Source organism: Anaerolentibacter hominis, assembly GCF_032380675.1.
GTDB lineage: Bacteria > Bacillota > Clostridia > Lachnospirales > Lachnospiraceae > Anaerolentibacter > Anaerolentibacter hominis.
Map to the genome: position 1 here is coordinate 1 of NZ_JAWDIX010000006.1, position 18,376 is coordinate 18,376.

An 18,376-nucleotide genomic window follows, 5' to 3' on the forward strand; every position below is an offset into this window, starting at 1 on the left:
AAGACCCCTTAAAGAGTATGAGGTAGATAGGACTCAAGTGGAAGTGTGGCAACATATGGAGCGGAGAGTTACTAATCGGTCGAGGGCTTGACCAAAAGGGAAAGAGGTTTAGGAAGAAAAGAATTCATGTGCAGTTTTGAAGGTAGAAATATATAATGTTGGCCCAATGGCTCAGTTGGTTAGAGCGCCGCCCTGTCACGGCGGAGGTCGCGGGTTCGAGTCCCGCTTGGGTCGTTTATGGGATCTTAGCTCAGCTGGGAGAGCATCTGCCTTACAAGCAGAGGGTCACAGGTTCGAGCCCTGTAGGTCCCATTAAGTAATGAATTTTTGCCGACATGGCTCAATTGGCAGAGCAGCTGATTTGTAATCAGCAGGTTATCGGTTCAAGTCCGATTGTCGGCTTTATGGATGGATTCCCGAGTGGCCAAAGGGGGCAGACTGTAAATCTGTTAGCTACGCTTTCGAAGGTTCGAATCCTTCTCCATCCACTGAAAAAACAGTCATAATCTGAATGTTTTTTCATATACTAATAAAGGAAGAAAATTCCTGCAAATTATATTATCGCGGGGTGGAGCAGTCTGGAAGCTCGTCGGGCTCATAACCCGAAGGTCGTAGGTTCAAATCCTACCCCCGCAACTCACAGATCATTAGAATAAATCTAATGATCTGTTTTTTTGCGTAATTATTGAACTTAGTGAAATAAGAGAAAATCCTGGTATCCGGACCTTCATTGACTTTTTATCGGCGGAACGACTATAATGGATTTAAATAATGACGATTGGGGGTATCGGAACATGGATCTGAATTTATCAGGAAAGGTCGCTGTTATCTGCGGCGGATCAACCGGCATCGGTGAGGCTTGTGCACAGATATTTGCAAGAGAAGGCTGCAAGGTGGCTGTATGCAGCCGTAATAAAGAAAAGCTGAAGGGCTTTCAGGAGAGGTTTGTGGCTCAGGGATATACCGCACTGATCCGCCAGTGCAACTGTACGGACCAGGAACAGGTGGAGGCATTTGCGGCCGAAGTCTATGAACAGTTCGGCAGAATTGATATCTGGATCAATAGTGCCGGGGGAAATCGGCATATGCCGCTGTGTGATGTTACACAGGATGACTATAAATACATATTGGATATGAATTTCAGTTCTACTCTTTATGGAATTAATGCTGCCAGCAAGTATATGAAGCAGACCGGAGGCGGTTCCATTGTGAATATTTCCTCTGCCTCTGCCGAAACACCGGCGGTGTACCGCCTTTTGTACGGAGCTTTTAAAGCCGCGGTCTCAAAGCTGACCCAGGGTGTAGCCGCTGAACTTGCACCATTTCATATCCGTGTTAATGCAGTGGAGCCGGGAATCATCAATACGATTTTATCCAGAGACGCTATTGTCAACCATACGGAATCGACAATGAAGAAGATCGCATTAAAGAGAGCCGGTGAACCTGAGGAAGTTGCTGCCCCGATTGTATTCTTGGCTTCTGATTTGGCCAGCTATATAACTGGTGCGTCTCTGGCTATCAATGGAGGAAAGGGACTGGTAGGAGATCCGGATCTGGCATGGCAGGGTTTTCACCCTACATCAATGCCTCCCCAGTGAGTCAATAAATAAGGAGGGAACGCTTTACGGGCCTCTATGCTATCAGAAAAAGAATCCCGCAAGCGGGATTCTCCGGCAACACGATTCTTTTCCGCCGCAGTGCGATCCCCCGGAGGGTTTATCATATAGGGGACAAAGTTTCCTATATGATAAAAAGGAATCTGCGCAGATAACGGGCAGATTCCTTTTTTTATACTCGATGGCGAAGATTAGCAGTCGGACATGTTTTTGCTTTCACCGCAGAGAAGAAAGAAGTCTGCTTCAAATGCATCAACAGCGGCGGCTACATTTTCATTTTTGACCAGCCCCTCTATAATATCAGGAGCCAGGGTAGCGGCACCAATACCATGACGGCACAGCTCCAGAACCTGGTAGGAGTTTTTAAAACTGGCAGCCAGTACCTGGGTATTCAGGTTATTGCTGCGGAAGATATCATGCATATGTATAGCGGCTGAAACGCCGTCATATCCCAGGTTATCAATACGGTTTACATAGGGCGCGGTGTATACTGCGCCTGCCTCTGCGGCCAGATATGCCTGCATCGGCGTGTAAATGGCGGTTGCGGTTACCTGGATGCCGTTTGCCGACATTCGTTTGATTGCCTTTAATCCTTCCCTGGTTACAGGTACCTTGATATAAGTGTTTTCTCCCAGTTCTTTTCGTATCCGGAAGGCTTCCTCTTCCATAGTTTCTGCTTCCTGGGAAACAACCTGCACATGCAGCTGCCCGTCTGCACCGATTATATCCCTGATCTCTCTGAGTACGTCATAGGGAGCTCTGCCGGAAGCTTTCAGAATGGAGGGGTTGGTAGTAACGCCTTTTGCGGGAAAATAGTCATATAATTCTCTGATTATTTTGGTATCCGCGCTGTCGATAATTAGTTTCATCTGGAGTCCTCCTTTCGGGTTCAGATCATTGCCACGTCCGCCTTTCAATAGTGGCCTTAAGACTATTATAGCATGGAGGAACAATTGTATTATAGTATTTTTCTAATTTATGCTATGATAATTGTTAGCACATAAATGAAAGAAGACAAGATACCTGTTATAGAAAAAACGGAGAGACAGGTAGCTAATGGGACTGTTTTTAATTGCGACCCTTGCGGTTAATTTTCCATTACAAAGGTGAGCTGAAAGAGCTGCGGCCGGATTTGACAGGAATCCGATCATGGTCTAAACTTAAGTAAGTTCCGGCAATTGTTGAGGCCGGGGGTACAGAAGATGAAAGGAAGTGTTCAGGTGTTTAAAGAATTTAAAAAGTTTGCGATTAAGGGGAACATGCTGGATTTGGCTGTCGGCGTGATTATCGGCGGTGCTTTCGGTAGTATCGTCAATTCGCTGGTAAACGATATTATTATGCCGGTGATCAGTCTGTTTACTGGTAAGATTGACTTTAGCAACTGGTTTCTTGCTTTGGATGGAAATAAGTATGCCACGATAGAGGCAGCACAAAAGGCAGGGGCAGCTACGCTAAATTATGGAAATTTTATTTCCGGGATCTTAAATTTCCTGATCATGGCTTTTGTTGTGTTCCTGTTTGTGAGGTTTATGAATTCTCTTCGGAAGGAAGAAAAGCCCGCGGCGCCGACGACGAAGAAGTGCCCTTACTGTCTGTCGGACATTCCGCTTGAGGCAACCAGATGTCCTAATTGTACGTCTGAGCTGGAAGAACAATAGAATTGATAACTATAAAATGAGCGCCCGGTAAGGGCAATAATAGGGGGAAGGAAGTGATTCGGATGATTCACTTCCTTCCCCCTTTGGTTTACAATAAGACGGCTCGCGAAGTCTGCTACTGTCTTTCTATATTATCAAGAGGCAGCCAGTTGTCATATATTGTATCGCATATGCCTTCATAGATGCTGCTGGAATGATAATTTTCCACCTGGAAGGTAAGCCCTCTCGCAAGGGACAGGGAACAGCGTTTTTGCACCTGTTCCATAAATTCAGTTCTGATTAGAGGAAATAAATCCGCAATGTACCCTGTAATTAAGAACATGGAGGGGTCAAAAATATTTACCAGGATACTGGTGAGAGAGCCCACTAAGTAACCTATTTTTTGAAGCAGAGGACGGAAATCATCCGGATGCTGATTAACGTACTCTACAAAACTGCTCCATTGAGAGTCGGCGTTTCTGCCGGCATCATAATGAGGATAGTGCTGAAGAATATGTTCCACCTGCAGTTCCGCCTCTATGCATCCATAGGACCCACAGGAGGGACACCGCAAGGTTTTATCGCCGATGGGCACATGGGCCACTTCCGCACCGTAACCATTTTTACCACGCAGGAGAGCGTCATTGCATATGATTCCCACACCGGTTCCCTGTGAAATGTCCAGGCAGACAATGTTGGACACCTTGCTTGTGGTATGGGCGGAAATTGCCTTAAAGTTGCTGGAATTATCTACATAGATCGGTATATGAAACACTGATTGGAAAACTTGTTTCATATTGACGCCATTGTATTTTTCAATGGAACTGCTGATTAAACAGCTGTCCACCGCGTCAAAAATAGCAGGGACAGAGATGCCTGCTCCGATAAAATGAGAAGGATTCAGCTCGCGTTCCTGAATCTGTTCATCCAGCTGTTCTTTCGCATAGACGGCAATATCCTCAACCTCCTGGATATCCGAAATGTCGTATGTCTTAGAAAATATAATTTCATTGTGAAGATTGATGATTGCCAGTCCCAGCGTGTTGGCAACCTGCAAATCTATCCCTATGACAAAAAAAGCATCATAGTGGAAAGAAATGGAATTGGGTATCCTGCCTACACGGGAGTTCGCAGTTCGCTGTTCTGAAATAATCCCCAATGATTTCAGATCCGAGCATATGGTAGACACGGTAGTAATACTGAGCGCAGACTGCTTGGCAATATCTTTTTTCGTGAGACTGTCGCTGAATCGGATCAGATCCATGACAATCTTTGCATTTTTATTTTTTAAATCAACTACATCATTAATCATTGGGCATCACCACGTTTTCCTTATAGTTTCAAAATCAGTATATACTAATTGTTAAAATATTACAACGCTGGCGTGGGAAAACAAGGGGCTGTCAATCCTCTGTTCCGCGCTTATTCTCCTTATTCTCCCTTTATGTACTGCAGGTATTTATTGCCTAAAGGCCTTTACCTACCAGATCCTGAACATCCACAGGAAGGTCGGTTAAACTGACGAATATATTGCCCTTTTTGAAAAATGCACTCTCCACGCATCCGCCGCAAATATCTTTGTCAGGATGATCGTAAAGGCCCAGATCCAGCATCATGCCAACGTTTTTCCCCTTCCCGTAATAATCTTCTTTCAGTGGATGGGTGGGGATCTTTTCCAGACATTCTGTTAATCCGGTGCCGTGACTGGTGCTGTAAAAATGCAGAGATTTCATGTTGATCCCTTCGATTTCCTGTGTTGCAAAGTAGTCACGGGCAGCCAGGTCAACCCGGTTAATTGGAAGATCTTTTTCAATTACATTTTTAAGTTCCGCCACCGCAAGTTCATAGCCATGGTTCATTTTTTCAAAAAACTCTTTCTGAACCGCATTTCTTTTGCCCGCCACAACTGTTCTGCGGCAGACGCCTTTATATCCCTGAAAACTAGGAACAGAGCTTAACTGGACAATTTCTCCTTCTTCAATAATTTTGTTGGATGCCGGAGCGATGATGTACCGGTTTCGTTCTCCGGAGGCAGCCATGGATTCTGCGCCATAGCTTTCGCCGCCCAGGGCTTTGACCACATAATCTCCGACGGCTGTTACCTGCAGCTCTCTGAGACCGGGCCGGATGACGGCAAGCATGGCGCGGATGGCTGCAGCGGCAATTATATCCGCCTGTTTCATACAATGAAATTCTGCATCTGATTTGTCATAGCGCAGATCTGCCAGAATATCGGCGGCATCCACAAGCTCCGGGGCACCGGGCACATCATTTCTGAAAATATCCAGAACCTTGGCTGTTACAACATCGAGAGAAGTCATAATACCAATTCTTTTAATCTCGTGGCCCACATATTCCTGGATCACCCGGGGCAGGGAAGCGCAGGTAACCCCTTCGTAGTATTCATCCGGAAGACTGAACTCCTCTGTAAATTTACATTCCAGATCAAGGCCGGCTTCTTTGGCCCATTTTCCGGATTCCGGCCCCACCAGCAGCAGCGGTTTTCTGCCGGGGGCGATGACAGCGCAGGCTTTCTCCAGAGTAGGGTTATAACCGGTGAGATAAATTCCGTCACCGGGCATTTCCCTGTACCAGAAGAAGAAGCCGAAATCCAATTCTCTTTCTTCTAATTGCTTCCATACCTTTTTGTACCTTGCATAAAATTCTTCCTTGGCAATCGCCGCGGACAGGTCCAGCTTTGCCGCGTAATGATCCACAACCTGCTGCACTTTTTCATAATCCTTAAGTGTTAAAAACATTGAAATACCTCCTTTAATTAAGTGTGATTGTATAATTCTGAATCGTATATTAACATACCTTTCACAATAATACAATAGATTTAAAAATGATTTTAAAAAATATTTTAAAAAGAATTGACTTAATTCGGACAGATGCTATAATACTTATAAAGTTCAAGGGAAGGAGGTATTAATCCTAACATGAAGGGGTTAGTAAATAGGAAAAACATTTCCAGCAGAGTGATCGTACTGATGATTACAATAGCAGTCTGCATCAGCGCAATGTCTATTTTGAAACCAAGTACCTTTTTGACGGTTTCAAATCTGAGCAGCAGTTTGACGACGGTAACCTTCAACCTCATTCTCGCCTGTGGAATGACGGTGGTCCTGATGTTGGGCTGTGTGGATCTTTCTGTGGGACCCATTGTAGCTTTTTCATCGGTGATCGCTGCACAGCTGATGCAGGGGGGTGCTCCTGTATTTCTGGCAATTCTGGCCGCGCTGGCCGCCGGGATGATCATCGGCGCCATAAATGGCGCGCTGGTGGGATACGGACACCTGGCGCCGTTTGTCGCTACCCTGGGCACCCAGTCTGTTTTGCGGGGTGTTAATTATGTAATGACCAATGGATATACCATCACAGGGCTGCCTTCCGGGTTCGCCAATATTGGCCAGGGAACATTGTTCGGGATTCCAAATCTGATTCTTATTTCGGCGATGGTCGTGATAGTCCTGGCTATTCTTGTCCCAAGGAATTCCTTTTTCAAAAAAGTATATTTAGTGGGAACCTCCAGGCAGGTAGCCTATATGTCCGGAATTAACGCAAACAGGATTCTTATGGGAGGATACGCCCTGAGCGGGCTATGTGCAGCACTGTGCGGCGTACTGATGTGCAGTCGTTACGCGATGGGAAACGCGGCATATGCAAATGGTTATGAGACTCAGGCCATTGCGGCGGCGGTAATTGGCGGAGCGGTTATGTCCGGCGGCGAAGGAAATATTTTCGGTACCGTTTTAGGCGTTATGCTGGTGGCTATTGTAAATAATTCGTTCATACAGTTTGGCGGCAATGCGGAATGGCAGACGGCGATCAGCGGAATCATGCTGGTTCTTACATTGTTCATTGATGTCATGCACAACAAGAGAGCCGAAAGAAGGGGGCTGATTTAATGGAAGAAATAATCAGGCTTGAAAACATCGGAAAAAAATTTGGCGGAAATTATGTGTTGCAGGATATCAGTTTTACGATCAATCGTGGGGATATCCACGCGATCATTGGAGAAAATGGCGCCGGGAAATCCACACTGATGAAAATCATCGGGGGTATTTATCAGCCCAATGAGGGACAGGTTTATAAAAATGGGGAGCAGATTCATCTGCGCAATGCAATTGACGCGTATCAGCATGGGATAGGCATTGTTCATCAGGAACTGAGCGTGGTGGGGAATTTGTCTATTGCGGAAAATATCTTTGCGGGTCGCCAGCCGGTAGACAGAGTTGGATTTGTAAAAGAAAAGAAAATGTGCAGCGAGGCAAAACGGATTCTGGATGATATGGGAATCGACTTAAATCCCCGGGAAAAGGTTGAGAATCTGAGTGTGGCCATGCAGCAAGTTATCGAAATTGTGAAAGTGGTTTCCCACAATATTGACGTACTGATTCTGGATGAACCTACAAGTTCTCTGTCCGCCAATGAAATTGAGCATCTGTTTGGGCTGGTGCGCCGGATGAGGGACGAAAAAGGGATGACCGTCATTTTTATCAGCCATAAATTAGACGAGGTAAAGGCTATCTGTAACCGGGTGTCTGTCCTCAGGAACGGAAAGCTGGTAGGACACCTGCAAAAGGAGGAGATCACCTCCCCGGAAATGATTCGTATGATGGTGGGAGATAATCTGAGTTCCCAGGCATTTTTGGCTCCGGGTTCGGAAAAAGGGGAATTAATCCTCAAGGTGGAAGATTTATGCAATGGAAAGAAATTCAGGAATGTGAGCTTTGAACTTTATAAAAACAGGATTCTGGGTATGTTTGGCCTGATTGGGGCCGGCAGGACAGAGACGGTTATGTCCATCATCGGCGCAGATAAATATGATTCAGGAAAAATCATTTACGATGGAAAAGAGGTAAGATTCCGTTCTCCCAAGGAGTCTATAGGGGAAGGTATCGTGTACCTGACAGAAAACAGACGGGATCTGGGCCTGTTTTTGACAAAACCAATTCAGGATAATATTATCGCGGCCTCCCTGGGAGATTTTGTTACAAAGTACAAGACTATGAACAAGGAAAAAATCAGCAGGATTGCGGATGAGTATATCGACAAGCTGAATATACAGCCTCCGGTAAAAAATAAAGCTGCGGGTACATATTCCGGGGGAAACCAGCAGAAGATTCTCTTTTCTAAGGCACTGCTGGCAAGGCCCAGGGTTCTTATTGTGGATGAGCCTACCAGAGGGGTTGATATCGGGGTAAAAATGACCATTCATCATATGCTGCGGGAATTGGCGGATTCTGGTATTGCAGTTATTGTCATTTCCTCTGAACTTCCTGAAATCCTGAAAGTTTCCGATGACATTGCAGTAATGCACGAAGGCAATTTCAGGGGAATTCTGCCAAACACTGGGTTAACAGAGCAGGAGGTCATGACCTGTGTCTATGAAGCAAAGGGGCAGGGGGTGTAAAACGTGAAAAAAGTGAGAACAGCTGCGAAACAGATGGTACAAAAAATAGATATTCAGGTTGCTTCTGTGGTAATCATGATTATTTTGATTTCATCTGTTATGTCATATGTATACGATGGATTTTTATCGGCATATAACATCAAGGCAATGCTGATGTCCTATGTTCCGGAAGGAATCATCGCGCTGGGACTGACACTTGTTATTATTTCCGGGGGAATCGACCTTTCTGTGGCGGGCGTTATGCCTTTTACCGCAATTATTTACTGCCTGATGATTAAAAACGGCATCAACATCTGGCTTGGGATGCTTTTTGTGCTGATCATCGCCGCAGGTATTGGGGCATGTAACAATTATCTGAGAAATTTGCTGAATGTACACCCTTTTATTGTCACGATGGCGATGCAGCTGATCCTGAAAGGTTTTAATCTGGTTGTGACCGGCTCCGGTTCTATTTCCGGCCTGCCGGAGGAGTTTATGCAAATAGCGGAAATACGTATTCTTGGCATTAAGCTCCCTCTGGTGGTACTGCTGATTCTTGCTATTATTTGGACGGTGCTGCTGGCGAAAAACCGTTTTTTCAGAAAGGTATACTTTGTAGGAGGCAATGCAAAGGCGGCGGATCTGTGCGGTATCAATGTAAACCGTACCATGTATTTTGTGTTTATGCAGTCTGCCGTACTGGCGGCGATTGCGGGACTTATGGCGGTGCTGAATTTCCAGGCGGCAAATTACTCTTACGGTTTAAATCTTGACACGAGAGCCATCACCTGTGTTGTTGTAGGCGGTACAAGTATGACGCGGGGCGGTGTGGGAAGTGTGGGAGGCACGATTATCGGCCTGATTTTTATCGCCCTGGTATATAACGCATTTCTTCTCAGCGGAATTAATACTTATTTCCAGGATGTGGTAACAGGCGTGTTCCTGGTGGGAGCAGTTTTACTCGGTCAGCGGGTAAAAAGAAAATAAAGACAAAAGAAAAAGGAGGAGTATAACATGAAAAAGATGAAAAAGGTGCTGTCCCTGCTTATGGCGGCTGTCATGATGCTTACACTCACGGCATGCGGATCAAAAACAAAAACCACAGATGGACCTGCGGCGGCTGACAGGTCAGATGAAACGTATGTCTACGTTACCTTTGAAAAAGGCTCGGAATACTTCAGCTGGGTGTACGCCGGATTTCTGGACGCGGCAAAAGAATTGGGCGTAAAGGCGGAGCTGCAGGGGCCCGCTGATGCTGACGCCTCCCAGGAGGCAAGAATTCTGGAAACGGTGACAGGGAAACATCCGAATGGAATTCTTGTGGCATGTGCGGATGAGGATACAATGGTATCTTCTATCAACAATGCGCTGGAGGAAGGCATCCCGGTAATCACCTGTGACAGTGACTGCCCTGGCAGCGACCGGCTTTGCTATCTTGGCACGGACAATGCAAGTTTTGGCGCTACTGCCGCCGAGTTTATCGGCGGAAAGATGGGGGGACAGGGGGAAGTCATTATTGTTACTCTATTTGGTTCTGTAGCCCAGGAAGAACGCTGCGCGGGATTTGAGGACTACCTTGCAGAGAATTATCCGGGGATTACAATTGTAGATAAATGCAACGAGGCGGGAGATACAGCCACTGCAGAATCCAATACGACGGCAGCCCTTCAGGCAAATCCTAATGTAAAAGCAGTATTTTCCACAGGCGGGACAGGTTCTGCAGGCGCGGCTGCAGCGGTCCGCACCGTGAGAAAAGATGATATCACAGTAGTGGGAAGCGATTTTGGAACTGCCACATTGGAATGTATGGAGAAAGGGGAGATTGCCGCCACCGTGGTTGACGATCCTTATATGATGGGGTATCAATCGATGTTACAGCTGTTTGCGGCGGCTCACCCCACAGATGTACTTTCATCTACAGCTCCTTACGGGCATATTTCCACAAGTGATATTTTATTCAACTGTTCTCTTTTGAAGGCAGAGGATTATATCGGAAATGAACAGCTCAGAGAAAAGTATACGAGCATCCCGACATTTAATTAAACCTAAGTATGAAAAAGAGTAATATCGTAGTGTGCCTAAGTATATTGCTGTTATTTTTGGGATTTGAGGCCGGAGGATTCCAATGGGCAATCGGACATATGGCACAGGAGTATCAGCTGGATTCCGGTATCGCGGGGATGCTGGTCAGTGAAAAATATGCGGTTATGATTGCCGCGCCTCTTTTATCGGGAGCAATTGCAGATCATATCGGAAAAAAGACAGCCCTTATTACCGGCATGTGTTTCTTTATTGCCGGCTGCCTGATTATGAGAATAGACGGTGTGGTAAATGTAGTATTTGCCAATATCCTGATAGGGGCAGGGTATAGCTTTACGGAATGCAGTGCAACGGCTATTCTGGCAGACCGGCCGGATGGAACCAGTTCTGTCAATTATTCACAGTGTGCATTTTGCATCGGAGCTGTATTAAGCCCTGTTATCATGGAAAACCTTTCCTTCCATTGGTCGCTGTCTTTTTTGATTCCCGGAGCTGCCTTTTTTGCTCTGCTTTATCCGCTGATCAAAACATATCAGCCTGAAAACCGGGCGGTTATAAAGAGCGAAAGAGGTAAAACCGGAAGGCGGATTGGCCTGCTTCCCATTTTTATGCTTGCCATTTTCTTGTATGGAATGATTGAGAACGGCACGGGGTATTACCTTATGAATCTGTTCTCAAAAAATTTGAAGGTTTCTTATGGAGCATACGCGATTTCAGCATTTTGGCTTGCCATGGCAATAGGCAGATTTTTTGCTGCTACAGTAAAACAGAAGAAGGAAAGGCTTCTATTTTACTATGGAATGGTTTTGTTGATACTGGTCTGTCTGGGATTTGGAACACATGGAGGATTGTCCCTGCTCATGGCCTTCTGTCTGGGGCTTTTCTGCGCCCCTTTGTGGCCCGAACTGATGCTTTTGGCGGCGAAAAAAGACCCTGCCCGCGCAGGCTTGAGGATCGGCTGCATGAGTATAGCCGCCTCCGTAGGAGGAACTATTTCACCGGCAATACTAGGATATTCCGAAAAATACCTGGGATATGCCGCGCCATTTAAGGTGCTTGCTGTTACTGCGCTTTTTGGGGTGGCAGCAGCATTGATGATAAACAGATTCACTCGTGAAAGGAAAAGAGAATAACATGAAACCGGGAATTTCTTATGGAGAATATATAAGGCGTGTGGACAAGCTCCAACAGGAGATGGAAAGGCGTAATCTGGATGCGTTTTTCTGCTATGGATCGGAGGGTGTGTACAGAAATATTGTATACCTTGCAAATTACTGGCCTGCTTTTGAGCCGGGCGGGATTTTAATCGGAAGAAAAGGACTGCCTCTGGTATTAAATGCCACAGAATCACTGGAATACGCCCAGACAAATGCCTTTGGCGGTGCACAGGTGCGAACCTGTACAGCTTTTGATCACTCGGCGAACCCTGTTATAAATGAGGGAGTGAAGCTGAGAACCCTGCGGGAATTGCTGAATGAAGCGACAGGAGGAAAACCGATCAAAAGGGTGGGCCTGGGTGATTATGCCACGATTCCTTATCCTTTGTACCTGGAATTAAAAGAAGCGTGCGGGGAAACCGCAGAACTGGTCAATTGTGACAGCGTGATGGAAGAACTGAGAATGGCAAAATCAGGGGAAGAGATCGGAATGATCGAGAGCGCCTGCCTTTTGACAGAACGTGCGTTTAACCATGCTCTTCCTAAACTGTCCCCGGTTATGACCCAGTACGAAATGCAGGGTATCTTTACCGGCGAACTGTTTCAGGACGGCGGGGAGGGACCGGGATTTTCGATGGCCAACTTCTCAGGAAAGATGACAAGATGCAGCATAGGAAGAAATAAACATATGCCGGCGGGGAAAAACCAGCTGATAACAGTGGGGTTTGGATGCCATTACGGCGGCTACTGCGGTTCTTACAGCAGGCCGTTTATCTTCGGGACCATGCCGGAGCTACTAAGGCGGGAAATTGATTTTATGATTTCTGTTCATCTGAAACTGGCGGATGAATGGCTGAAACCCGGCAGAAGCACTGGAGAGATCACGGAACTGTATCAGGAATATTTTCAAAGGAAGGGATATGGAAAACCGCCGGGTGCACCCTGTCACGGACTGGGCATTATGGAAGATGAAGAACCGGTTTTCCAGGCGGGGGCAGAGGAAATTTTAAAGCCGGGTATGTCCATTGCAGTGGACAATTATTTCAGAACGGAGGAATATGGATTTCGTTTTGAAGATGTGGCGTTGATTACCGATACAGGCGCAAGGCTGTTCACCCGTGACAATTTGGGTTATATTGAGTTGTAAAAGGAAAGAGGCCGGCATTTTGCCGGCCCCTTTCTATGAACTATTCTTTCAATCCTAAAATGCCTTTCGATATACTTCACGTACTTCTTCCTTCGTCATGGGATATGGACTGGTGTCGATGATTGCCTTCATGATGGACAGGCAGTTTTCTGTCATCCACTCAATATCTTCCTCTTTTACACCCAGATCGGAAAGAGAGAAATCAATGTCAACATCCTGAATAAGCTTTCTCCACGCGGCTACAAAGTCATCTGCGCCGGTGCCGCCCAGCAGAGGTGATAACACATCGAACTTTTCCTTCGCGCAGGGCACCTGAAGCTCGTAGATATAGGGGGAAACCGCGGCAAGCCCAAGGCCGTGCGTTACGTTGCGCAGTCCGCTTGCAGGATGTTCCAGCGCGTGAGGGGCTCCGCCTCCTGCTGCCTGAAGAGCCATTCCGCCCAGAATACTGGCCAGAACGAGAGCGTCCCAGCCTTCCTCATCCGTTTCATAGTTGTTGTACACACGGACAAAGTATTTGCCGATCAATTCTACCCCCTTCAGGGAATACATTTCTGAGAGCGGGGTTGCCTTCTGTGTCACATAGGACTCTACACAGTGGCAGAGGGCATCGAACACCACGGCAGAAAAGATGGATTTGGGCATGGTCATATATAATTCAGGGTCCAAAATAGAAACCTTTGGAATAAGGTAAGGCCCATTCAGAGATTTCTTGTCATTGGTCTCCGGGTTGGTCAGCACGGCAATACCGTCTCCATCACTGCCGGTTCCGCAGGTGGTAGGTACGGCGATCAGCGGAAGAGCTTTGCTTCCGGTACGTTTTCCCCAGATGTAATCGAAGATATCGCCCTCTCTATTGCAGCAGAGAAACGCGATATTCTTGGCGCAGTCCATAATGCTGCCGCCGCCCACGGCGATAACCACATCACAGCCGTTTGCCGCCGCCAGATCAGCACCTTTATGCGCCGTCGTTGACAGAGGATTTGGTTCTACCTGGTCAAATACGGTGTAAACGATGCCGGCTGCTTCGAGCAGAGCTTCAATACGGTCCAGCAGGCCTGTCTTTTTGGTGCTGTTTCTGCCGGTTACGATAAGTGCTTTTGAGCCGTAGGTTTTTACATGCTCAGGCAGTTCTGTGACACGGCCTCGCCCGAAACGGATGTTTACAGGAACATAGTAGTTAAAATTCATGATGCAGGCTCCTTTCCTGAGTAACATTATACGTATGATAAATTTTTTAGTAACGTCTTCTGTGTCCGCTGCGTCTTTGGTAGCCAGATGAACTATGAAAATGCCGTGCCCTGGACGACAGCCGTCTCCTTCTGGGAAGGATAACAAGCCGGTTGTACAGTAATAGCAGCAGGATAATCACAAATAGAATGCCAACGACCAGCAGGGCAATCCGGACCGGACGTGTAAAGACATCTTTTAATTCCTTTTTAGGCTCTATCACCGGTGTTGCCGGAGCCTCGGAAGATATCAGCTGATAGGTCTGCTGGGGCCGGAATGTGACATCTGCCTGGCCGAGAACCCGTCCGCCAAGAGAATATGTGACTGTCCCCACAATATTTTGTCCGTTTTCCGTCTGTGGTGAGGGGTATACGTTTAGCGTCTCTTCTATCTGATCTGCTGTTGCATTTTTGGGAAGCGTAACCAGTCCGTCCCCGCTTAAATTCAAAAGAGAATCTGTAGAATCGAACAGGGACGTGTATTTGGAAAACAAATTCAGGCTGCTTGACGCCAGGTTCTTCTGAAAGGACGATACCGGCTCCTGGGAGAAGTTTTCAAAACAGTAATCCAGCAGAGATATGGTATCGGTATATTCATTCTTTTTTTCATAGGGCGACTTGGATTTTAAAATGATACAGATTAACTGCATTCCGTCCTTTTTTGCAAATGTGGCCAGAGAGTAACCGGAGGCCTGGGTATAGCCGGTTTTTCCTCCGATGCAGGCATCGTATTTGTACTGAGGAAAATTATTTGGATACAGCATCTGATGATGATTGTTCAGATGCCTTACTTCGTTCGTCATCTCTGTTTCGGGGATGATATAAGTCTGTGTGGATACAATAGTTCGAAACATGCTGTTTTTCAGAGCGGCCTGGGAAATCAGAGCCAGGTCATGGGCGGTCGTATAGTGATTTTCATCATGCAGCCCATGAGGATTGGTAAAATTAGTATTTGTACAGCCAAGTTCGGCGGCCCTGTCATTCATCATCTGAGCAAAAGCCTCGACAGAGCCCGCGATATGTTCCGCAATGGCATAAGCGACGGCATTGGCCGACTCCAGCATCAGACCGTACAGACACTCCTCCATGGTAATGGTCTCACCGATCTTGATCCCGATACTGCTTCCCTCAGTTTTACGTATGGCATCCTCCGAAAAGGTCACCTTCTCTGAAAGGGATGCGTTTTCAAGAGCCAGCAAAGCGGTCATGATCTTGGTAAGGCTGGCGGGATAGAGCACCTTATCCGGATTTTTCTCATACAGAACGGCCCCTGTGGAGGAATCCATTATAATTCCTGACTTGCCCTGAATCTTCGGCCCGGCTTCCCATACATAATCGGAAGAATCTATAGGTACATCCGGACCTGCCGCCCGGACAGTACCGGGTGCGAGGAAAGAAATTAGAAGACAGAACAACAGAAACATAGATATATGGATAAAGTGATTCTTTTTTTTCATTACGAACTCCTTTTGCTGGTTATATTACAGTCAGAGGCGGTCCCGAATCGCAGGTGATTTTCTTATGTATATGTTGTCTCTTGTCAAAAGGCTGAAATTAAAAAGGACAGACTTAATGAGGGAGCCTGTCCGTATCAATTTCGGGGACAGGTTCTCTGACGGGAGCAGGGTTACTGCTCCGTTATCCGCAACTGCTTCTACAATTATAGAAGATTTTTTACATGGTAGCAAGAGGGAGTTGCAAAAGAAACGGTACGAAAGTATTTTCCTGACTGGTTCTGCGTATTTCTTGCAAATATCGATAATATTTGATAATATGATGTCCATATGTGAGGAGGATGATTTATGCGACTGCGCAATATAAAAGGATCTAGGGAAATGATTGCTGCCAGTGAGTTCGTGGTGCACGAACCGGAGAAGTGGAAGGGGAAATGGCAGGAACGGTTTGGGAACCGGAATCCGATCCACATCGAGATCGGGATGGGCAAGGGGAAGTTTATTACGGAATTGGCCAGAATGAATCCTCAGATCAACTATGTGGGAATTGAAAAGTATTCCAGTGTGCTTATTCGTGCTTTTGATAAAAGGGAAGAGCTGGAGAGCGGGAATCTGCTGTTTATCCGTATGGATGCAGAGACGATCACGGATGTATTCGGCAGAAATGAGGTGGAGAGGATCTATCTCAACTTCTCCGATCCCTGGCCGAAGGACAGACATGCAAGAAGAAGACTGACATCAGTGGAATTTCTGGCCCGGTACAATGAGATTCTGGTGCCCGGCGGAGAGATTGAATTCAAGACCGACAATGGGACACTGTTCCAGTTTTCTCTGGAGCAGGTGAAGGCAGCAGGCTGGAGAATCCGTTATTACACGGATGATCTCCATCACAGTGAATATAAAGAAGGCAATGTCATGACCGAATATGAGGAGCGTTTTTCTTCTATGGGAGATCCGATTCACAAGATGGTTATTTATCGTGTTTTGGATAATTCGGGAAAGGTTGCGGCTCCGACGGAATAAGATAAAGAGAAGAAATCTTTGGAGGCGGCGGGAATGGGACGTTCGCTGAAAAATAATATCGCCCGGATGACCGGACAGATGACAGGGCTGGACAAGAAGCTTTTAAAGATCAAGCACTCCTGGGATGACGTAAACAAATTGCTGGAATCAACGGATAAAAGGAAAAAGCCAGGGAAGAAATGAGAGCAGCGGCGGATCAAATGCTGCCGGTACCTCCCGGCAGCAAGCTCTGCCCTGAGTTTTACAAAATTATTTCAATTGTTACAAAAAATACTTGCATTTTAATGTTTCTTATTATATAATAATTTTTGCGTTGGAAAATACGCGGATATTGCGCTTTTAGCTCAGTTGGTAGAGCACCTGACTCTTAATCAGGGTGTCCAGGGTTCGAGCCCCTGAAGGCGCATGCGCACAAAGGTCCTTAAACTGCCCTTCGTTGACGGTTTCTGGGCTTTTTTTATTGCTTTTTGGGGTTTTTAAAATGGAGGAAAATACCCTAAAATAGATCAAAAGATAGGAAAATGTGGTTAGTCAAAAGTTAGTCAAAATCAGAATCCCCGCAGCCCTTGAAATTACTGGGTTTAGCGGGGATTTTTAAAATTGGTTCAATATGATCACTCTATATGAATCACTGCCTTAACTACATTTTGTTTGTCGTTCATCGCAGTTTCAAAGGCCTGTTGGCTCTCGTCAAAGTCATAAATGCGGGTCACGATATCTTTTACCGGGATCGTCCCTTTTGCAATGGAATCAATGGCAGCAGGATATACGTTGCGATAGCGCCAGACGGTTTTTAAATCTGCTTCTTTTAACGTCATATTGCGGAAGTTAAAGGTAATATCGCCGATGATATTACCCACCAGAACGATGGTTCCGCCATTTCGCACCAGAAGGCTGGTCTGATAAGCTGTGTGTTTATTGCCGGCGGATTCAAAGACCACATCTGCTCCGGCCCCTCCGGTCAGTGCAAGGATTTGTTCTACCGGATCTCCTTCAGAGGCATTTACCACATGATCCGCCCCCAGCTCCAGGGCTTTCTTCAACCTGTTTTCATAGAGATCGGAGATTATTATTTTGGAGGCGCCCATCTGGCGGCAGGCTAAGAGCGTGGTGAGGCCGATGCAGCCTGCCCCCAGTATAACAGCTGTCTTTGGGGAGCAGATATTGCCGAGACGCGCCGCATGCATGCCAACGGCAAGTGGTTCAATGAGGGAACCCTCCAGCAGTGACACCTGTTCCGGCAGCTTGTGGGAGAGATGGGCCGGGTGGGTTATATAGCGGGAGAGCACGCCGTCATAGGGGGGCGTGGATAAAAAGACCAGATCCCGGCAGAGATTATACCGGCCCTCCTTACAGTATTCACAGTGTCCGCAGGGAATTCCCGGCTCAATTGCAACCCGGTCTCCTTCCTTTAGGTCATGTACCTGCGAGCCGGCACTGACAACGGTTCCGGCCGCTTCATGCCCCAGTACCATTGGAAAGGTGGCATAGCGTTTGCCGATATAACCATCTTCAAAGAAATGGACATCGGAACCGCATACACCGCAGTATTCCAGCCTGATCAACACTTCATCGGGTTTTGGCTCCGGCATGGGAGCCGGCCTCATTTCTATTTTCTGTACAGCTGTGAGAACAGCAGATTTATTTTCCATTATTCTTCCCTTTCCTTTCTCATTCG

Annotated in this window: 16 protein-coding genes, 6 tRNA genes and 1 rRNA gene; 17 read left to right on the forward strand and 6 right to left on the reverse strand. The window is 46.6% G+C overall.

Going from position 1 to position 18,376, the window contains the following annotated elements:
- The 7 genes from ABCW47_RS14235 to ABCW47_RS14265 all read left to right on the forward strand — a co-directional run.
- A 23S ribosomal RNA gene (locus ABCW47_RS14235) occupies nt 1-95 on the forward strand; the annotation flags it as partial.
- Between the two features lie 65 nt (nt 96-160).
- A tRNA-Asp gene (locus ABCW47_RS14240) sits at nt 161-234 on the forward strand.
- 5 nt (nt 235-239) lie between these two features.
- Nucleotides 240-312: transfer RNA gene (locus tag ABCW47_RS14245), tRNA-Val, on the forward strand.
- Nucleotides 313-329: 17 nt separating this feature from the next.
- Nucleotides 330-402, forward strand: a tRNA-Thr gene (locus ABCW47_RS14250).
- Nucleotides 403-406: 4 nt separating this feature from the next.
- Nucleotides 407-488, forward strand: a tRNA-Tyr gene (locus tag ABCW47_RS14255).
- Between the two features lie 74 nt (nt 489-562).
- Nucleotides 563-636: transfer RNA gene (locus ABCW47_RS14260), tRNA-Met, on the forward strand.
- Nucleotides 637-758: 122 nt separating this feature from the next.
- Nucleotides 759-1,598: an SDR family NAD(P)-dependent oxidoreductase gene (locus ABCW47_RS14265; RefSeq protein WP_343210609.1), complete on the forward strand. Its 840-nt coding sequence runs from the start codon at nt 759-761 to the stop codon at nt 1,596-1,598.
- A 209-nt stretch (nt 1,599-1,807) separates the two neighbouring features.
- Here ABCW47_RS14265 and ABCW47_RS14270 read toward each other — a convergent pair whose 3' ends face one another.
- Nucleotides 1,808-2,485, reverse strand: coding sequence for a transaldolase family protein (locus tag ABCW47_RS14270; protein WP_343210610.1), 678 nt, complete (start codon nt 2,483-2,485; stop codon nt 1,808-1,810).
- 333 nt (nt 2,486-2,818) lie between these two features.
- On the opposite strand from ABCW47_RS14270, the gene mscL reads away from it, so the two are divergent.
- On the forward strand, nt 2,819-3,274 hold the full coding sequence (mscL, locus tag ABCW47_RS14275; RefSeq protein ID WP_343210611.1) for a large conductance mechanosensitive channel protein MscL: 456 nt from the start codon (nt 2,819-2,821) through the stop codon (nt 3,272-3,274).
- A gap of 115 nt (nt 3,275-3,389) precedes the next feature.
- On the opposite strand, the gene ABCW47_RS14280 is transcribed toward mscL, so the two are convergent.
- Both ABCW47_RS14280 and ABCW47_RS14285 read right to left on the reverse strand, forming a co-directional pair.
- Complete coding sequence (locus ABCW47_RS14280; RefSeq protein WP_343210612.1) at nt 3,390-4,565, reverse strand: ROK family transcriptional regulator; 1,176 nt, start codon at nt 4,563-4,565, stop codon at nt 3,390-3,392.
- A gap of 154 nt (nt 4,566-4,719) precedes the next feature.
- Nucleotides 4,720-6,012, reverse strand: a complete 1,293-nt coding sequence (locus ABCW47_RS14285; RefSeq protein ID WP_343210613.1) for a M24 family metallopeptidase — start codon at nt 6,010-6,012, stop codon at nt 4,720-4,722.
- Nucleotides 6,013-6,192: 180 nt separating this feature from the next.
- On the opposite strand from ABCW47_RS14285, the gene ABCW47_RS14290 reads away from it, so the two are divergent.
- The 6 genes from ABCW47_RS14290 to ABCW47_RS14315 are packed head-to-tail and all read left to right on the forward strand — an operon-like array spanning nt 6,193 to nt 12,992.
- On the forward strand, nt 6,193-7,161 hold the full coding sequence (locus ABCW47_RS14290; RefSeq protein ID WP_343210614.1) for an ABC transporter permease: 969 nt from the start codon (nt 6,193-6,195) through the stop codon (nt 7,159-7,161).
- The gene (locus tag ABCW47_RS14295; RefSeq protein WP_343210615.1) at nt 7,161-8,669 is read left to right on the forward strand and encodes a sugar ABC transporter ATP-binding protein; all 1,509 of its coding nucleotides are present in this window, start codon (nt 7,161-7,163) and stop codon (nt 8,667-8,669) included. Before ABCW47_RS14290 ends, ABCW47_RS14295 begins: the two co-directional genes overlap by 1 nt.
- A gap of 3 nt (nt 8,670-8,672) precedes the next feature.
- Nucleotides 8,673-9,635: an ABC transporter permease gene (locus ABCW47_RS14300; protein ID WP_343210616.1), complete on the forward strand. Its 963-nt coding sequence runs from the start codon at nt 8,673-8,675 to the stop codon at nt 9,633-9,635.
- Nucleotides 9,636-9,662: 27 nt separating this feature from the next.
- Nucleotides 9,663-10,691 carry a substrate-binding domain-containing protein gene (locus tag ABCW47_RS14305; protein WP_343210617.1) on the forward strand — a complete coding sequence of 343 codons (1,029 nt, stop codon included), beginning with the start codon at nt 9,663-9,665 and terminating at the stop codon, nt 10,689-10,691.
- 8 nt (nt 10,692-10,699) lie between these two features.
- Nucleotides 10,700-11,821 (forward strand): MFS transporter, encoded by a 1,122-nt coding sequence (locus tag ABCW47_RS14310; RefSeq protein WP_343210618.1) that lies wholly within the window; start codon nt 10,700-10,702, stop codon nt 11,819-11,821.
- A gap of 1 nt (nt 11,822) precedes the next feature.
- Nucleotides 11,823-12,992, forward strand: coding sequence for a M24 family metallopeptidase (locus ABCW47_RS14315; RefSeq protein ID WP_343210619.1), 1,170 nt, complete (start codon nt 11,823-11,825; stop codon nt 12,990-12,992).
- Nucleotides 12,993-13,046: 54 nt separating this feature from the next.
- On the opposite strand, the gene ABCW47_RS14320 is transcribed toward ABCW47_RS14315, so the two are convergent.
- Nucleotides 13,047-14,183, reverse strand: coding sequence for an iron-containing alcohol dehydrogenase (locus tag ABCW47_RS14320; RefSeq protein WP_343210620.1), 1,137 nt, complete (start codon nt 14,181-14,183; stop codon nt 13,047-13,049).
- Between the two features lie 46 nt (nt 14,184-14,229).
- A complete protein-coding gene (locus ABCW47_RS14325) occupies nt 14,230-15,678 on the reverse strand; it encodes a D-alanyl-D-alanine carboxypeptidase family protein (RefSeq protein ID WP_343210621.1) in 1,449 nt (482 codons plus the stop codon).
- Nucleotides 15,679-16,023: 345 nt separating this feature from the next.
- Between ABCW47_RS14325 and trmB the strand changes: the two genes are divergently transcribed.
- The 3 genes from trmB (at nt 16,024) to ABCW47_RS14340 (ending at nt 17,104) form a co-directional block, all read left to right on the forward strand.
- Nucleotides 16,024-16,698: a tRNA (guanosine(46)-N7)-methyltransferase TrmB gene (gene trmB / locus ABCW47_RS14330; protein ID WP_343210622.1), complete on the forward strand. Its 675-nt coding sequence runs from the start codon at nt 16,024-16,026 to the stop codon at nt 16,696-16,698.
- 33 nt (nt 16,699-16,731) lie between these two features.
- Nucleotides 16,732-16,881, forward strand: coding sequence for a hypothetical protein (locus tag ABCW47_RS14335; protein ID WP_343210623.1), 150 nt, complete (start codon nt 16,732-16,734; stop codon nt 16,879-16,881).
- 150 nt (nt 16,882-17,031) lie between these two features.
- Nucleotides 17,032-17,104 (forward strand) — tRNA-Lys (locus tag ABCW47_RS14340).
- Nucleotides 17,105-17,312: 208 nt separating this feature from the next.
- On the opposite strand, the gene ABCW47_RS14345 is transcribed toward ABCW47_RS14340, so the two are convergent.
- Nucleotides 17,313-18,350, reverse strand: a complete 1,038-nt coding sequence (locus ABCW47_RS14345) for an NAD(P)-dependent alcohol dehydrogenase (RefSeq protein ID WP_343210624.1) — start codon at nt 18,348-18,350, stop codon at nt 17,313-17,315.
- Nucleotides 18,351-18,376: the final 26 nt, after the last annotated feature.

Bases quoted from the DNA above. Each gene is read 5' to 3' on its own strand.
- ABCW47_RS14265 (WP_343210609.1), top strand. From the start codon at position 759: ATGGATTTAAATAATGACGATTGGGGGTATCGGAACATGGATCTGAAT.
- ABCW47_RS14270 (WP_343210610.1), bottom strand. From the start codon at position 2,485: ATGAAACTAATTATCGACAGCGCGGATACCAAAATAATCAGAGAATTA.
- mscL (WP_343210611.1), top strand. From the start codon at position 2,819: ATGAAAGGAAGTGTTCAGGTGTTTAAAGAATTTAAAAAGTTTGCGATT.
- ABCW47_RS14280 (WP_343210612.1), bottom strand. From the start codon at position 4,565: ATGATTAATGATGTAGTTGATTTAAAAAATAAAAATGCAAAGATTGTC.
- ABCW47_RS14285 (WP_343210613.1), bottom strand. From the start codon at position 6,012: ATGTTTTTAACACTTAAGGATTATGAAAAAGTGCAGCAGGTTGTGGAT.
- ABCW47_RS14290 (WP_343210614.1), top strand. From the start codon at position 6,193: ATGAAGGGGTTAGTAAATAGGAAAAACATTTCCAGCAGAGTGATCGTA.
- ABCW47_RS14295 (WP_343210615.1), top strand. From the start codon at position 7,161: ATGGAAGAAATAATCAGGCTTGAAAACATCGGAAAAAAATTTGGCGGA.
- ABCW47_RS14305 (WP_343210617.1), top strand. From the start codon at position 9,663: ATGAAAAAGATGAAAAAGGTGCTGTCCCTGCTTATGGCGGCTGTCATG.
- ABCW47_RS14310 (WP_343210618.1), top strand. From the start codon at position 10,700: ATGAAAAAGAGTAATATCGTAGTGTGCCTAAGTATATTGCTGTTATTT.
- ABCW47_RS14315 (WP_343210619.1), top strand. From the start codon at position 11,823: ATGAAACCGGGAATTTCTTATGGAGAATATATAAGGCGTGTGGACAAG.
- ABCW47_RS14320 (WP_343210620.1), bottom strand. From the start codon at position 14,183: ATGAATTTTAACTACTATGTTCCTGTAAACATCCGTTTCGGGCGAGGC.
- ABCW47_RS14325 (WP_343210621.1), bottom strand. From the start codon at position 15,678: ATGAAAAAAAAGAATCACTTTATCCATATATCTATGTTTCTGTTGTTC.
- trmB (WP_343210622.1), top strand. From the start codon at position 16,024: ATGCGACTGCGCAATATAAAAGGATCTAGGGAAATGATTGCTGCCAGT.
- ABCW47_RS14335 (WP_343210623.1), top strand. From the start codon at position 16,732: ATGGGACGTTCGCTGAAAAATAATATCGCCCGGATGACCGGACAGATG.
- ABCW47_RS14345 (WP_343210624.1), bottom strand. From the start codon at position 18,350: ATGGAAAATAAATCTGCTGTTCTCACAGCTGTACAGAAAATAGAAATG.